General features: G+C 38.4%; 15 protein-coding genes. 2 read left to right on the forward strand and 13 right to left on the reverse strand.

The window, feature by feature from the left end; translation table 11 throughout:
* Positions 1-226: 226 nt before the first annotated feature.
* Positions 227-2,014: a glycoside hydrolase family protein gene (locus J2S10_RS11965; RefSeq protein WP_307407951.1), complete on the forward strand. Its 1,788-nt coding sequence runs from the start codon at positions 227-229 to the stop codon at positions 2,012-2,014.
* A gap of 188 nt (positions 2,015-2,202) precedes the next feature.
* On the opposite strand, the gene J2S10_RS11970 is transcribed toward J2S10_RS11965, so the two are convergent.
* Complete coding sequence (locus J2S10_RS11970) at positions 2,203-3,936, reverse strand: phospho-sugar mutase (RefSeq protein WP_307407953.1); 1,734 nt, start codon at positions 3,934-3,936, stop codon at positions 2,203-2,205.
* Positions 3,937-4,339: 403 nt separating this feature from the next.
* Between J2S10_RS11970 and J2S10_RS11975 the strand changes: the two genes are divergently transcribed.
* Positions 4,340-4,663, forward strand: a complete 324-nt coding sequence (locus J2S10_RS11975) for a hypothetical protein (protein ID WP_307407956.1) — start codon at positions 4,340-4,342, stop codon at positions 4,661-4,663.
* 86 nt (positions 4,664-4,749) lie between these two features.
* Here J2S10_RS11975 and J2S10_RS11980 read toward each other — a convergent pair whose 3' ends face one another.
* The 12 genes from J2S10_RS11980 to J2S10_RS12035 all read right to left on the reverse strand — a co-directional run bounded on the left by J2S10_RS11980 (position 4,750) and on the right by J2S10_RS12035 (position 15,788).
* Positions 4,750-5,472 (reverse strand): amino acid ABC transporter ATP-binding protein, encoded by a 723-nt coding sequence (locus tag J2S10_RS11980; protein ID WP_307407958.1) that lies wholly within the window; start codon positions 5,470-5,472, stop codon positions 4,750-4,752.
* Positions 5,465-6,124, reverse strand: a complete 660-nt coding sequence (locus J2S10_RS11985; protein ID WP_307407960.1) for an amino acid ABC transporter permease — start codon at positions 6,122-6,124, stop codon at positions 5,465-5,467. The genes J2S10_RS11980 and J2S10_RS11985 overlap by 8 nt, the downstream gene beginning before the upstream one ends.
* A gap of 49 nt (positions 6,125-6,173) precedes the next feature.
* The gene (locus J2S10_RS11990) at positions 6,174-6,935 is read right to left on the reverse strand and encodes an ABC transporter substrate-binding protein (protein ID WP_307407962.1); all 762 of its coding nucleotides are present in this window, start codon (positions 6,933-6,935) and stop codon (positions 6,174-6,176) included.
* A gap of 191 nt (positions 6,936-7,126) precedes the next feature.
* Positions 7,127-8,299 carry a M20 family metallopeptidase gene (locus J2S10_RS11995; RefSeq protein ID WP_307407966.1) on the reverse strand — a complete coding sequence of 391 codons (1,173 nt, stop codon included), beginning with the start codon at positions 8,297-8,299 and terminating at the stop codon, positions 7,127-7,129.
* 180 nt (positions 8,300-8,479) lie between these two features.
* Positions 8,480-8,914 (reverse strand): DMT family transporter, encoded by a 435-nt coding sequence (locus tag J2S10_RS12000; RefSeq protein WP_307407968.1) that lies wholly within the window; start codon positions 8,912-8,914, stop codon positions 8,480-8,482.
* 73 nt (positions 8,915-8,987) lie between these two features.
* Positions 8,988-9,902 (reverse strand): hypothetical protein, encoded by a 915-nt coding sequence (locus J2S10_RS12005; RefSeq protein ID WP_307407970.1) that lies wholly within the window; start codon positions 9,900-9,902, stop codon positions 8,988-8,990.
* A 30-nt stretch (positions 9,903-9,932) separates the two neighbouring features.
* The gene (locus J2S10_RS12010; protein WP_307407973.1) at positions 9,933-10,652 is read right to left on the reverse strand and encodes a glycerophosphodiester phosphodiesterase; all 720 of its coding nucleotides are present in this window, start codon (positions 10,650-10,652) and stop codon (positions 9,933-9,935) included.
* 55 nt (positions 10,653-10,707) lie between these two features.
* On the reverse strand, positions 10,708-11,511 hold the full coding sequence (locus J2S10_RS12015; protein WP_307407975.1) for an inositol monophosphatase family protein: 804 nt from the start codon (positions 11,509-11,511) through the stop codon (positions 10,708-10,710).
* A complete protein-coding gene (locus J2S10_RS12020) occupies positions 11,508-12,581 on the reverse strand; it encodes an ABC transporter ATP-binding protein (protein WP_307407977.1) in 1,074 nt (357 codons plus the stop codon). The genes J2S10_RS12015 and J2S10_RS12020 overlap by 4 nt, the downstream gene beginning before the upstream one ends.
* Positions 12,578-13,423 (reverse strand): carbohydrate ABC transporter permease, encoded by an 846-nt coding sequence (locus J2S10_RS12025; protein ID WP_307407979.1) that lies wholly within the window; start codon positions 13,421-13,423, stop codon positions 12,578-12,580. The genes J2S10_RS12020 and J2S10_RS12025 overlap by 4 nt, the downstream gene beginning before the upstream one ends.
* Before the next feature lie 21 nt (positions 13,424-13,444).
* Complete coding sequence (locus J2S10_RS12030) at positions 13,445-14,338, reverse strand: carbohydrate ABC transporter permease (protein WP_307407981.1); 894 nt, start codon at positions 14,336-14,338, stop codon at positions 13,445-13,447.
* A 58-nt stretch (positions 14,339-14,396) separates the two neighbouring features.
* Positions 14,397-15,788 (reverse strand): sugar ABC transporter substrate-binding protein, encoded by a 1,392-nt coding sequence (locus J2S10_RS12035; RefSeq protein ID WP_307407983.1) that lies wholly within the window; start codon positions 15,786-15,788, stop codon positions 14,397-14,399.
* Positions 15,789-15,798: the final 10 nt, after the last annotated feature.

Here is a 15,798-nt window from a genome sequence, read left to right on the forward strand (position 1 = left end):
ACACAAGATTTATAATATTTTTTGTTAACATATGGTAACGTTACAAATATTTTTTTGTAATTATGCCTTATGTTTTGTTAACGCTTCCAAATATAACGGAAAGGAGAAATACCTAAGTCTCTATCTGATACAAGAAATATTTTTTAAAATTTCAATTACATGTTTTTCATCGCTGACGACTACACAAAGATGACCAAAAACAAAAAGACATGCAGGAGGGATATTTTTGAAGAAAACCAATGTTTTACTTTCTTTAGCTCTTTTATTTTCCTTTGCAGCACCTGTTTCCGCAAAAGGTATACAAGATACAGGAATGAACATCAATTTAACTCATCTCAATTCTCTAGATCAGGAAGTTAAGATTGATGGCAAAGATATGTTAATTACACATATTTATTCAGAGTACCCTAATTACCAGTGGGTAGATGCTTCAGGTGAGGGAATTGCTTGTGTGGATGACGTAGCACGTGCCACGATCGTTTATTTGAACGACTATGAACAGACGAAAAACAATGACTCTCTCAATAAAGCAAAATTAGCTCTCAACTTTGTAATGCACATGCAGGCAGCTGATGGTGAGTTCTATAACTTTATTAACAAGGATCTCTCAATAAATAAGACTGGCTCTACCAGCCAAAAATCATTTGATTGGTGGGCTGCACGAGGAATGTGGGCATTAGGTTACGGGTATAAGGTATTTAACAAAATCGACCCGCAATATGCAAAAGAGTTGAACAACAGCTTCTTACTTGCAAATAACGCCCTGCAAAAGAAAGTAAATCCAAATTACGGAAAATATTCGACTATTCATGGATACCAAGTTCCTGCTTGGATTGATGGATTCGATGCGATGTCAAACGCCTTATTAGGACTTTCAGAATATTATTCAGCCAGCCCTAACCCGATTGTAAAAGATTCCATGATGAAACTAGGAGAAGGTTTGACAAAATTTCAGTTTGGCAGTTTTGATGAGTACCCATTCAGTGCACATCTTGATTGGAGCGGGTCACCGACTTTATGGCATGCCTGGGGAAGTTCCCAAACCTTCGCGCTAGCTAAAGCCGGTCAAGTTTTACATAAAGAGCAATGGATTCAATCTGCTAAGAAAGAGGCTGATTATCTTTTTACTCATCTTCTTGTTAATGGGATGATTAAAGAGATGGCGCCTACAATGGCAAAGGATGAGCAAATCGCATATGGAGTTGACATGCTTGTCCAAGGGTTTTCAGAACTTTCAAACGTAACCCATGATAAAACATATGCGAAATATGCAGGAATAGCAGCTTCCTGGTTTACCGGAAACAATGATGCACAGTTTGCCATGTATGATCCAAACACAGGCAGAGGCTATGATGGCATAAACGGTGTTACGAAAAAAGTGAACATGAATTCCGGTGCAGAATCAACGATTGAAACTCTTATGGCGTTACAAGCTATTCGTACTATCCCGGATGCGCAAAAATATTTGTATTCTAAAACGATCGAACGCCATACTCAAAGCGTTCTAGAAGCAGAGAATTTCTTACCATCCCAAGGTAATCCACAAATAATAAAGCCTCAAAGCCAATGGACTGGAGATGCGAGCTATAGCGGTGACATTGTAGGTTTACTTCCCGGGGACGGTCTTAAAACGACCATTCAAAGTGACAAAAATGAAGATGTTATTCTGTATGCAGCAGTTGAAAAGAAATACCTTCCGGAAGGCAATCTTTTCTTAGATGTATACGTGAATAATAAGTTGGTAGGAAGTAGCAATGTAGCTGATTCAAATGATACTGACTATTTGACTCTGATTAAAGTTGGCAAATTAGCCACACTTAATAAAGGCAATAATACTGTATCTGTATCACTTCGCGGCAGCCAAAACAAAACTGTAAACTTAGACAATATCATAATCCAACCTGCTATAGAGTCTGCACTTTTTCAAACTGACAATCATAAATTTATCGAGATCAAACGTGACTTTATTCATAAAAAAAATAGTATTATAGAATATAGTAAAAATGCAGATTAAGATTCTATAGGCTTTTCCTTTCGTCTCATTTCCAAGCTCACTTCTTTTGATGGTGAGCTTTTTTTATTAATTATCAACTTATAAAAAACAAAATGAAAAAGGAGAGCTCAGCTCTCCCTTTTCATTTTTAGATTGCAAGTTTTACGATATGATCAAGCTAGCAACATACACCTGCCTACAAACAACTCTTACGCAAGAATTTCGTGCACTTTACCCATCACAGAATCTTGGAGCAAATTAAGCTTCTTTTGGCTATCTGCCATCGATTCTCCCTTTACCGCAAAATAAAATTTCACTTTTGGCTCGGTACCTGATGGGCGTAGGCAAAACCATGAGCCATCAGCAAGGTGATATTTCAAAACATTAGAACGAGGCAAATCAATTTGACTTTCACTATCATTCTCATACTTTTTAGAAATTAAGTAATCTTCAATTGAGGTTACTTCCTTTCCGGCAACTTCACTCAATCTCTCGCTTCTAATAGTATCCATTAAGCGAGCAATCTGCTCTGCACCATCTTTCCCCTTTAAAGTAATCGATTGGAGTGTTTCCTGATAAAAACCGTATTTTTCAAAAATGGCTAATAGACCTTCATACAGCGTCATGCCTTTGGCTTTATAAAAAGCGGCAACTTCTGCAGCAAACACAGCAGACTGTACGGCATCCTTGTCACGAACAAAGTCTCCAATTAAGTAACCATAGCTCTCTTCATATCCAAAAAGAAATGCATGGTCACCAGTCCGCTCAAAATCATTAATCTTTTCACCAATAAATTTAAATCCTGTCAGTGTATCCAACGCTTGTACACCATACTTCTCAGCAATGGCACGACCAATTTCAGAGGTAACAATCGTTTTGATCACCACACCATTTTCAGGAAGTTTTCCTTTGGCTTGCTTTTGTGATAACAAATACTCAAGCATTAAGGCTCCCGTTTGGTTTCCTGTCAAAACAACATATTCTCCTTCAGTGTTTTTAACAGCTACACCCAATCGGTCTGCATCAGGATCTGTGGCCATAAGAATATCCGCACCGATTTGTTCACCATACTGAATAGCAAGTTCAAAGGCTGCATGCTCTTCGGGATTTGGTGATTTGACGGTAGAAAAATTCGCATCGGGCAGCTCCTGCGCCATTACAACCGTGACATTTTCAAATCCGAATGCCTTCAGTCCGGCACGAACTGGTTTATTTCCAGTACCGTGTAACGGGGAATAAATAATTTTTAAGTCCTTTGCCACTTCTGAAACGACTTCAGGATTTATCTGAAGCGTTTTTAAGTTTTCTACATACTTATTATCGATCTCCTCACCTACGAATGTGAGTAATCCTCTTGTCAGTAAATCTTGTTCATCTGCCACATCCACTGTTAATTCATTTTCAACAGCATTTACATACCGTATGATCGTATCAGCTGCTTCAGGAGGAATCTGGCCACCATCTTCACCATACACTTTAAAACCGTTATATTCCGGTGGATTGTGACTTGCAGTAATTACCACTCCAGAAAAAGCATTTAAGTAGCGAACAGCAAAAGACAAAACAGGCGTCGGCCGCAGTTCATCAAATACATATGACTTTATCCCATAAATTCCAACTGTTTTCGCTACCTCCAGGGCAAACTCCGGAGATTTATGCCGGGAATCATAGGCTATAACAACTCCCCGTTGTTTTGCTTCTTCACCCTGCTCGGCAATATAACGGGCAAGTCCTTCTGCAGCTCTACGGATCGTGTATATATTTAGGCGATGAATACCGGGCCCTAGTTCCCCCCGCATCCCACCAGTTCCGAATTCAAGATGTTTATAAAAACTATCCTCTAATAACCGTTTATCATTTTGAATTTCTATTAACTTTGTACGTAAATCACGATCTAAATCCTTATACTCAATCCATTTTTCTGCATTACTTAACCAAGTCAAAGAAAATTCTCCTTCCTTTAAATAACTAAATTACGATAATTCTTATGAATCATTACTTTCTTTAAAAGAATCAAAGATTACTGTTTTCACTATTATGTAATAATATTCTTGAAGTTTCAATAATCAACAATGTAACTGAATAAGGGTTATGCCGATAGTTGGCATAACCTCTTGTAAAGGATACTCATTATAAGATAGCAATTTCTAAGGATAAGCCCCTCACAAGTGCCTGGCGCCCATAATTTATGAAACCTTTTTAACTGTCTTTTTACCCTCCAGTTCAGTCGACTGGCCATTGCTAAATGTTCAAATAATCGTAACACCATTTTTTTCATATTAGAGGTACAATTCATAATATATAAAGGATTTTTACGTTTGTAATAATCTATAGGGGGAGGTGATTGTGCTGTTCAAATTACTATTTTTTGTCGTTTTGATCCCTATTACGATCATATTGTTAGGCGCTTTTATTAATGGGGTGATTGTATTAAATAATAAAGAAAAAGAAGATAAAAAAAGGATTGTCAAAGAAGGAATTGAAGGATATCTTGAGCAAACGTTTGGAATTGGAACGGTTAAAATATTTAAGACGATATTCGATGCAGACGGTATATTAAGATTTATTATCTATTTGCCTCACTACGAGTGGTTTAAGTCCCCAAGGTACCAATGGTATGAAGTGTATGCGACAGATAACGGCTATCATCATATCGAGATTGAAAGATAGGTTACATATGGAGCTTCGGCTCTTTTTTTCGTTTCCATAAAAAAACAGACTTCCTCGTTTTACGAAAAAGTCTGCCATTTAAACCATTATAATACTTTCTCTAAAAAGTCTTTTGCTCGATTGGTACGAGGATTATTGAAAAACTCTTTTGGAGTACCTTCTTCTAATAATTGCCCGCCATCAAGGAACAATACCCGGTCAGCTACTTCTCTTGCAAATCCCATTTCATGTGTAACGATTGCCATTGTCATTCCGGATTGGGCAAGGTCCTTCATCACATTAAGTACTTCCTTAACCATTTCCGGGTCAAGGGCCGATGTTGGCTCATCAAATAACATTAACTCCGGCTCCATCGCCAGGGCCCGCGCAATGGCGACACGCTGTTTCTGTCCGCCCGAAAGATTATTTGGAAAGGCCGTTTCTTTTTCTTTTAAACCTACTCTGGCTAATAATTCCCGGGCTTTCTGTTCAGCAAGCTCACGGGTTTCACCTTTTACCTTCATCGGTGCATACGTTAGGTTTTCCAGAACTGTCAAATGTGGAAATAAGTAAAAGTGCTGAAAAACCATGCCGATCTTTTGGCGAACTTTCATAATATTCGTTTTTGGATCGGTAATATCCTCATTATTGACCCATACCTTTCCCCGGGTTGGAACCTCTAATAAATTAATACACCGAAGAAGTGTAGACTTACCTGACCCCGATGGGCCGATAATCGAAACAACTTCGCCGCCTTCAATTCTCGTAGAAATATTTTTTAGTACCTCGGTTTCACCGAACTGTTTATAGAGGTTTTCTACTTTAATCACTATATTTCAACCTCCTTTCAACACGCTTGCCAATCACCGTTAGTACCATCACTAATATCCAATAGATTACCCCAACAAAAATTAATGGTTCAAAATTCCGATAAATATCCGCTCCAACAACCTGTGCACGACGCATTAGATCTAGGTAACCAATTGTCGATACCAGCGCAGATTCCTTTGTTAATGTAATAAACTCATTCATTAGTGCCGGTAAAATATTTTTTAGCGCTTGGGGGAGAATAAGGTCCTTCATCATCAATCGATAGGGAACACCAAGTGCCTGCGCCGCTTCAGTCTGACCCTTATCCACCGCTCCAATCCCCGCTCTAATAATCTCAGAAACATAAGCAGATGAATTTAAGCCAAAAGCTAAAATAGACGATAAAAATGGTGAGATGTCATAGCCTGTTAATTGAGGAGTGGCAAAATAAATGATCATCAACTGTAAAATTAAGGGTGTACCGCGGAAAATAGAGGTATAAACGTCCCCAAACCAATTTAAAGCCTTTATCCGAGAAATTTTAAATAAAGCTAAAATGGTACCAAGTGCAAAACCAAAAATAATCGATACAAAAACAAATTTAAGCGTAACCCATATCCCTTGTAAGATATAAGGGATATAAGGCACAATTTGGCTAAAGTCCAAATTCATGCCTTACACCTCATTTCAATATTTTTCTATACACACAAGCAACATTACGTTATTGATTTTTTAACCATTTATCTTTTAATTCTTTCATTTTTCCGTTTTGTTCCATTTGTTTAAGAACCTTATTCACATCATTAACAAGTTTACTTCCTTTAGGAAAAGCCACTGCCATCCCCGGAGAACTGCTTGTTGGATCATCAAATCCTGCTAAGCCTTGTTTTTGAATATAACCGGTAGCCACTGATTTATCCATATAGGCTACTTGAATACGTTTGGATAATAACTCTTGAATTAATGTGGTTGAATTATCCAATGGCTTAACATCAAAATTAATTTTTTCTTGAAGCTTTTTAGCACCCTCTTCTTGGATGGTTCCTAACTGTACGCCAACAGCTGTTCCTTTAAGATCATCAATTGTTTTTATTTTGGAATCCTTTAATGTCAGAAACATTTCACCTGAGCGATTATACGGAGTGGAGAAATCAACATTTTTTTTGCGCTTCTCTGTTGCGGACATACCTGCAAGAACGACATCGACGCGTTTTGTTTGTAATGCTCCGACTAATCCATCGAACTTCATGTCTTTTATCTCAAGCTTATCCCCTAATTGTTTCGCAATATAATTGGCCAAATCTACATCAAATCCAATAATTTTACCTGACGGATCTGTTGATTCGAATGGAGCAAAATCTGCGGATGTGCCCATCGTTAAAACTTTTTGTTGTTTATTCGCTCCTTGATTATTAGCATTGCTGCAAGCAGCCATAATGATTAATGTAAAAATAATCGTTATGAATAAAAAACTCTTTTTCATGTTGTTTACCCCCTATTAATAAGTACGATTCGAATTAAATATTCGGATTTTTATTCAACAAAATGAATTTTAACACACGAGATATTATTTGAAAAGAAGATTATTTATATAATAAATTACCAAATATCATCCTGTTTTATACTTGAAAAATACACAAAAAGCACCTCTTTATAAAAGAGATGCTTTTTTGACTATGCATTACTATTTATTATTTTACGAAACTCTTTTTTCATATTTTCCAATTCTTCTTGTTTGGTAATTAAATCATAGCCCGTTAATGCTAGCGCCAGGGCACCGCTGGAAAGAATCTTATGGGAATTTTCCGTAATGGTGGTATCTGCGAATTCCTTCGTATGTCCGATTAGTCCCGGTGAATCCAGTCCGATATAGGGATGGATGGCCGGAACAACATGACTTACATTCCCCATATCAATTGAACCATATGAATCCTTCGCTTTCTTTACTTCCTTAACACCAGCTGTTAAAAGATTTTTGGTAAACAACTGTGATAAGGTTTGGTTTGTGATCATGTTATCATAGCTTAATTCATAATTATCGATATGAACCTCTGCACCGGTTATTAACGCAGCACCCTTAGCAATATTTTTCACCTTTTCAACCACTTCGTTTAAATAGCTTCTGTCTTTTGCACGCACATAAAACTGCGCTACTGCTTTATCAGGTACGACATTGGCAGCAACTCCGCCTTCTTTAATGATTCCATGGATTCTAACATCTGATGTCACATGTTGACGAAGCGCATTAATCCCATTAAATAATTGAATTACCCCATCAAGGGCATTTATGCCTTTCTCCGGAGAAGCCGCGGCATGACTGGTTTGACCTCGGAAATCAAATTGAATCGCATCCATTGCTAATGATTCCCCGCTCTCATAGGATTCATCTGCCGGATGTAAAATCATTGCCGCATCAATGTCATCAAAGATTCCTTGTTCAGACATAGGAACTTTTGCACCGTTTGTTTCTTCTGCAGGTGTTCCTAACACGACCACTCGTCCGCCAATTTCATCGATCACTTTACGTAAGAGAACCCCGGCACCTGCACTCATTGTGCCAATCATATTATGACCGCACCCGTGCCCAACTCCCGGCAAAGCATCATACTCTGACAAATAGGCAATGGTCGGTCCCTCTTTTTTACTATCATATACGGCTTTAAATGCTGTAGGTCTTCCAACAATCCCTTTTTCAACCGTAAATTGATGTTCCTCCAGGAATTGGACTAATCGTTCCATTGATTCAAATTCCTGATCGCCCAGCTCAGGATGGTGAAATAAGTGATCACTAATCTCCCAAAGGCTATTTTGTATAGTATCTAAGTACTTTTTTATATGATCTTTCATTTAAAACGATCCCCCTATTTTTAAACCGATGAATATAATTGCAAATTATTTTATAAATATACACGATAAATATCTTTGGTTCAAGACTTTACCTAGTAGAACTCATAAAGAAAAGTTTGCAGTTACTTACGACGAATCAAAATGAGGAATAAAAATTTAAATAAGTGATTAACTTTCTTATCAAGATGCTTTCACTAACGAAAAGACTCCAATCATGATTACAACAATACTAATGATCTTTTGTAAAGTGAGGGGACGTGCTGCACTAAATAATCCGAAATAATCAATAAGGGTGGATGAGAAAATTTGCCCTGATATAACTAATACGAATACAGAAAGTGTTCCAATCGAACTAATGGAAGAAGATACGCTAAACATCATGATAACGCCCAGTGCTCCGGCTGCAATCATCCATGGCGAGGAAATTGAAGAAAAAGCACTTAATCCCCCTCTCATTAGAATTACAGCGGCTACGATAACTTGTACGAGGGATACACCTATAATCATGCCATACTGCCCGGATACTTTACCGATTTGTGCATTCATCGATGCTTGAAAAGCGCCCAAAATTCCGGCAGAAAACGCTAATAATATACTGGTTAAATTCCCATTCATGATTTACTCCTTACCGATTCCAAAATGATAGATTTTCATTTAAAGAGATATATAACCTAAAAAATGCTCTGCGCTACTTTAAGGAACGAAAGAAGCGGTCCGGCCACTCCATTTTTACATGAAAATTATAAAGTAGGGCCTGCGTATATATGACGGCATTTACCCATTTTGTCTTAAAACAGAGAGGCTTTTTCTGCAGCCATTCCAATGGGTCCACCTGAACGGAAAAATCGCTGTACTCCTCATATGTTCCATCGTATCCTTTAGGCCAGTATTTCTTTAATGGATGGAAAGGCACACGCCCACCTGTTTTCACATGTTCATATGTTTCCCATAGCCATTGAGGCAAAGGTACCCCTGTTAATGGTTCCTTCATGTTTTCCCATCCACAAAGCAGTGATCCATGCTTTCCCCATTCAATCCGGATAATCGGCCGCTGCTGATTGCCATGCGCCTCAACTACTGCCGCTTCCGATTCCAATACGCGGGCATGAAACCAGCTCATAACGTTTGTCACTTCTTCTGTTTCCCGATTGTATTCCACCCAAACCTCTTCATGATCGCAAGGTTCATAGTCATCCGGGTAATCATAATCATCTTCCCAAAATAGATGATAGCCAATCAAAGGCTTGTCCGGATGATGCACTGCAACGATATCCTTTAGCGGGAAACATTCTTTCCGGTTAATTAAGAGAATAGGGCAAAACTTTTGAATCATCCGTTCCTCCTCTGTTGTTAAAGGAAGAAGCGGATCTAGTTCAAATACCTTACGATACTGCTCTCCTGCTCTGCGCAAATTTCCGTCTAAATGATAGAATTCCGCCTGTTGTGAGACATAGGATACATTTGTTGGCTCCGCTTTTTTTAAAAGCTCAAGCTGTCTAATACCCAGATTATAGAATTCAATGGCTGAAATTTTATTTTCATTTGTAAATTCAATGATTTTATCGTTTTTCTCTTTAAATTCATATAAAAACGTATCAATCATAGCTTTTTCCTCCTAAAGATTCCCTTTATATTAGTGTTTTCTTAATTCCATTAATGTTTTGACTTCATGGGTAGTAATGGAATGTACACCCATGTTCAAAAATTTCTCCATTGCATCCGGTTCATCAATTGTCCAGACTAAAACAGGCAGGCAGCGTTTTCTGGCAACCTCCAGCAATTCTTCCCGGCATATGTGATAATTGATATTAATCCCGCAACATGAGGCAGATATCGCATCCTGGCACGTTTCTCTAATAAAAGATTCATAATTCATTTCCATCGACTGTATACCGGCATTTGTATTTGCATTCAGCAGAACTTGGTAGGGACGGTAATGATTCTTTAAATAAGCCGCCCTTTCTTTCTCACATCCGCTAATAATCACAGAATCTCTCATCTTATAGTTTTCGATTATTTGAATCATCGGATGAATCGCACTGTCCTCTTTTATATCGAGATTAATCATTCGATGATTTTCCAAAATAAGCGGTAGAATAGCTTCAAGTTGGATCATTTCTTCATTTTGCGCAAATTTCTTTAATTCCTTAAAGGTTAATTCCTGTATCGCACTGCTTCCGAATGGTGTGGAAATATATTCATCGTGCCTGAGGACAACAACCTGGTCTTTCGTGGCCCTGACATCTACTTCAATAATTTCTGCCCCTGCTTTTAAACCTTCAAGTACAGACTGAATAGAATTTTCGGGTGTATTCATACAGCCACTATGAGCTGTAATCAAAGACCGTCTCATTTTTAACTACACTTCCTCTCATAGTTCCAATAGGTGTCACTTTTCATTCTCAATCCTATTTAAGAATGTCCAACAAGGAATGATGAATAAATCCGTTAGAGGCTACAAGTGTACGATCTTCAAGATTAAATAGTTCACCGAACCGTGTGGTTACTTTTCCGCCGGCTTCTCGCAGAATCAGGAGCCCGGCAGCTGTATCCCATGGGTTAAGCTCGTCATGCCAAAACCCTGATAACAATCCTTTAGCGACAAAGCATAAGTCTAAACTGGAAGCTCCAAGCAGCCGAATACTTCTACATTTCCCGGTTAGTGCATCGATTTGCTTGACGACCGTTGAGTTTTCCTTCCATTCTTTAGATGGATACCCTGTTGCAAGTACGGCTTCTTCTATTTCTCTTTCATTACTTACCTGGATCGGTGTTTCATTATAAAAAGCACCTTCGCCTTTTGCCGCATAATAAAGGTCAGTAGTGAATGGATTATACACGACCCCAGCTATCAGTACTCCATTTTGAACAATTCCAATAGAGACGGCGAAATGAGGGATTCGATGAATAAAATTAGTTGTTCCGTCAATCGGGTCGATAACCCAGCCAATTCCGCTCTTTTTCTGTTTTATGATTTCAAAAGGATTTGCTTGTCCATTTGCTTCCTCTGATAAGATCCAATGGTCAGGATACATGGTTTTAATTCGATCCCGTAATAAAGCTTCACTCAACTGATCCACTTCTGTAACAAGATCCGCATGATTCAGTTTCTGTTTAATGCTGTTACTTTGAGTGGTATTTTCCAGTATGAGCTGACCCGCATCTTTTGCAAATTCAATAGCTGTCTTAAGTAATTCGTTTTTCATGTTCATACTAGCCTTTCACCGGTTTTCGCATCAAATAGATGAACTGATTCTTTCTTTACTGATAAGTATAGAATGGAACCAGCCTCAGGCATTAATTGCGGCGGTATCATAAAGCGAATATAGCTTTGTTCTATTTGAGCACTCACTAATGTTGCATGCCCTAAGGGTTCCGCCAGTAACACCTGTACTTTAAATTGAAGATCACCCTCACTGCCAACATGAATTTCGTGTGGACGAATGCCAAGTGAAACGGATGTCTTATCCTGAATCGGCACATCGATTGGTAAGGTGAACATGGTTTCTCCCATCTTGAACTCGCAGGAGTTTTCATTGGGTACTACTATCCCCTCGATAAAGTTCATTGGCGGTGTGCCAATAAATTGAGCAACAAAGAAATTTTCCGGCTTCTGATATAAATCCATAGGGGTACTGTATTGGACAATATTCCCTTCCTTCATTACTGCGATCCGATCTGCCATCGTCATAGCCTCTTCTTGGTCATGGGTAACCATAATGGTTGTAATACCAAGTTCCTTTTGCAGACGACGTATTTCTTCTCTCATTTCAATCTTCAGCCGCGCATCAAGATTGGATAAAGGTTCATCCAATAATAAAACACGCGGTTCTTTTACGATTGCCCTTGCAAGAGCAACCCGTTGCTGCTGTCCACCGGATAGCTCTGAAGGCTTACGGTCTAGGAAACTTTCAAGATGTACTCTCTTAGCCGCTTCTCTTGCACGTTGATACCGCTCTTCCTTAGGCACCTTCATTTGCTTTAATGGAAACGCAATATTATCCAATACCGTCATATGCGGATATAATGCATAACTTTGAAAAACCATACCAATGTTCCGATCTTTTGTTTCTACATCATTAACCGGTTCATCATCGAATAAAATCGTTCCGGCATTCGGTTTGATGATCCCTGCAATCATCAGCATCGTTGTTGATTTCCCGCAGCCGCTGGGTCCCAGTAAAGCAACGAGTTCTCCTTCAGGTATCATTAAATCTAAGTTTTTAATGGTATTCGTATTTTTATTAAATGCCTTTGAAACGTTCCTTAGTTCAATTTTCATACCCTTTTTCCTCCACCTGCACTGACTTGTAGCAGTGATTTCTGAGTTGTAATAAACATAACAATAATTGGCAGCATGTAAAATAAGGAAACTGCACTTAACAATCCGTAATTAATCATATTTGGATCACTAATAAGTTTTTGGAGGTAAGCAGACAAGGTCACGTTATCATCACTGACGATAAAACTATACAAAAGAAGAAATTCGGACCATCCAGATAAAAATGAAAATATAGTAACCGCAGCAATCCCCGGTTTAACTAGAGGGAGAACAATTTGATACCAAACTTTAAGGCGGCTGCATCCGTCAATTAAACCGGCCCATTCAACATCCCATGGCACCTCATCAAAGAATCCTTTAACAATCCATGCAGTCATCGGTACTTGGAGAGCCGTTTTAACTAGGATCACTCCCCACAATGTGTCATACAAGCCTAAGAAATTTAAAATATAAAAAACGGCAATCAATAAGGCGACACTTGGAAATGCATGCAATAAAAGCGTAACCTTCATGATTTTTTGTCGTCCGGGAAAGTTTAGGCGAGCCAGTGCGTATCCAGCCATTAACCCAATAACCACTTCGAAAAGTGTTAACATCCCAGAAAAGAAAAAAGAATTCCATGTTGCTGTCCAAATACTTGGAAGCACTGTTCCTCCTTGCTTGATAGGAGACCAGAGAAAGCTCCAATTTTCTAATGTGAAATGATCAGGAATGAAACCGTATTTCATTCTAGTAGAAAACGAGTTTAGGATTAACCATATATACATCAAAAGAATAGGTAAAGTTGTTATACCTAAAACGATATAGGCAATAAAGTATGGTGTTTTACGTAACGACTTCATAAAACGTTGATATCCCCTTCCTTAATCGATACGCGAATTCTTTATCATTTTATTCATCCCAAATACCTTCCACATAACAAACGAAAGGATCAGTGCGATGACTACAAGGACTAGGGCAACAGCGGAACCATAGCCAAATTCAAAGTTTTGGAAAGCACTATGGAAAGAATAAAGAGATAGCACTTCACTTTCATGTAATGGTCCTCCTTTAGTCAAGAGAAGAATGTATTCATAGGAGGTTAATAATGAAAGCAACTGCCACATTGTTACAAACATAATAGGCCAGCGTAAAGAAGGAATAATAATTTCATAGATGATGGACCAAGTTGATGAACCATCAACCTTTGCGGCTTGATACAAATCCTGCGGTATGGATTTAATAGCTGAAGAAAAAATAATCATACCGTAAGACGCCCCGATGACTCCATTGGCTAAAATAACAACGAGCATTGGATGAGTTGTCAGCAATGCTTGAGGTCCCATATGCAAAAGAGAACGAATGCTGTTAAGCACACCATATTGGCTTGAATCTAAAAACCATAGCCATAGTAAAATATAGACAACAGGAGGAGACATACGTGGAAGCATCCAAATTGTCCTTATAAATAAACTGACAGATTCTTTCTGAATAAAATATGTGGTAATAATCGACAAGATTAATCCGAATATAACGTTAATCACTAGCGTAAACACTACATAAACCAGTGTATGGGTAAGGATTTCCAAAATGTTTGGATCATGGAATAGCCTTTGAAAATTAGCTAACCCATTAAATGTCCATTGCATTGCAGAATCCATATTTGTAAATGCCAAAATGGTAATCAAAATAACCGGCAAGAAAAAGAAGATGGCAATTAACAAGATAAACGGACCGAGCATGACAGCAGGAAAGCCCCATTTTCGGAAAAAAAGCATCGAATTTCCTCCTTAAAATGTTTGTACCTGGCATAAAGCCAGGTACGTAAGCAATGTTTTATTCAATCACTTTTAATTTATCACCTAGAGAAGATTTCAGTTCGGTTTCTGCATCCTTTAATGCTGCTTCCGGTGTCTTCTTACCTAATTCCACTGCTTGAATAGCACTAAAAATAACCTTGGAATACGTTGGGAATCCTTGAGCATTTGGCAAGAATGTTGTATAGTCCAGCATATACGTAGTCTTACCTAATGTAATATCATTTTTAAATGTTGGTTCCTCTGAAGCCTTCTTAGTTACTGGTAAATGTGTAGTACTAACATCATGTGCAGCTTGAAGCTTTGGATCTGCAACCAGTTCCACTAATCGCTTAGCAAGTTCCGGATGCTTGGATTGAGAAGAAATAGTATACACAAATGGGTGTGATAATGTTACTGCTTTTCCACCTTTATCAGCGGCAGGAATTAGCATCATACCGAAATGATCATTAACCCACTTAGCATCTACTTTTCCAAGCTTGTCATGGAAGTTATCCTGACTCCAGTTGAATACATTCCAAATTCCACCGTAGAAGAACAAGGACTTTCCGTTTACAACTGTTTTATGAATGCTTGGCCAGTCCATGGATGTAAGATTGTCCGGGATCAATTTCTTTTGTGCAAGATCATAGAAGTAGTTTAATTGTTTCGCAACAGCTTTTTTATCAAGAACTAGCTTGTTTTCTTTCGCGTCATATAGCTTTGCCCCAAAATCATAAGCCATTTCTTGGAAGTCTGGGCCATCTACTGGACGATGAATGACTCCATATTGAACGAAACCTTTTGCTTTCGCTTCTTCAGCCAATTTAGTCATATCATCTAGAGTAAACTCGCCTTTTTTCACTTTTTCAGGCAGACTGTTAATTTGATCATCCGACCATCCCAGCTGCTTTAATACATCTTTGTTATAAAATACAGGCCTTACTTCTGTATCCTGTGGAATTCCATAAGTATGATTCTTGTACGTAACAGATTTCCATAAGGTCGGGAATACATCTGAATAGGCTTTATCTTTCTTTACATCATCTAATGGCTGAATATAATGCCCGTCTGCGAGCCAACCGATATTATCATGACCAGTGGCATAAATATCCGCCTCTTTCTTTGCTTTAAAGGACAGCATGAATTGTTTTGCGTAATCGTCCCAGCTTCCTTGGAAGTCATTCGTTTCTACTTGGACTGTAGTATTCTTACCTTCTTTTTTCAACTCTGCGTTAAGTTGTGCCGCAGCTTTAACTAAATTATCAACTCGTGTTTTTTCAGCTCCTGCTGTTTGTGCCTTAATGACCACGACCTCGTTTGCTTTTGCATTTGCATTTGCATTTGCACCCTTGTCTTGATTACCGCAACCGGAAAGAAGACCTACACCTAAAACTGTCGATAGTAGAACTGCTGGAACCATTTTCTTCATAAATGTCACC

Source organism: Neobacillus ginsengisoli (genome assembly GCF_030813055.1).

Coding starts and splice junctions, on each gene's coding strand:
- J2S10_RS11985 (WP_307407960.1), bottom strand. CDS start 6,124: ATGAATTTGGACTTTAGCCAAATTGTGCCTTATATCCCTTATATCTTA.
- J2S10_RS11990 (WP_307407962.1), bottom strand. CDS start 6,935: ATGAAAAAGAGTTTTTTATTCATAACGATTATTTTTACATTAATCATT.
- J2S10_RS11995 (WP_307407966.1), bottom strand. CDS start 8,299: ATGAAAGATCATATAAAAAAGTACTTAGATACTATACAAAATAGCCTT.
- J2S10_RS12000 (WP_307407968.1), bottom strand. CDS start 8,914: ATGAATGGGAATTTAACCAGTATATTATTAGCGTTTTCTGCCGGAATT.
- J2S10_RS12005 (WP_307407970.1), bottom strand. CDS start 9,902: ATGATTGATACGTTTTTATATGAATTTAAAGAGAAAAACGATAAAATC.
- J2S10_RS12010 (WP_307407973.1), bottom strand. CDS start 10,652: ATGAGACGGTCTTTGATTACAGCTCATAGTGGCTGTATGAATACACCC.
- J2S10_RS12015 (WP_307407975.1), bottom strand. CDS start 11,511: ATGAACATGAAAAACGAATTACTTAAGACAGCTATTGAATTTGCAAAA.
- J2S10_RS12020 (WP_307407977.1), bottom strand. CDS start 12,581: ATGAAAATTGAACTAAGGAACGTTTCAAAGGCATTTAATAAAAATACG.
- J2S10_RS12025 (WP_307407979.1), bottom strand. CDS start 13,423: ATGAAGTCGTTACGTAAAACACCATACTTTATTGCCTATATCGTTTTA.
- J2S10_RS12030 (WP_307407981.1), bottom strand. CDS start 14,338: ATGCTTTTTTTCCGAAAATGGGGCTTTCCTGCTGTCATGCTCGGTCCG.
- J2S10_RS12035 (WP_307407983.1), bottom strand. CDS start 15,788: ATGAAGAAAATGGTTCCAGCAGTTCTACTATCGACAGTTTTAGGTGTA.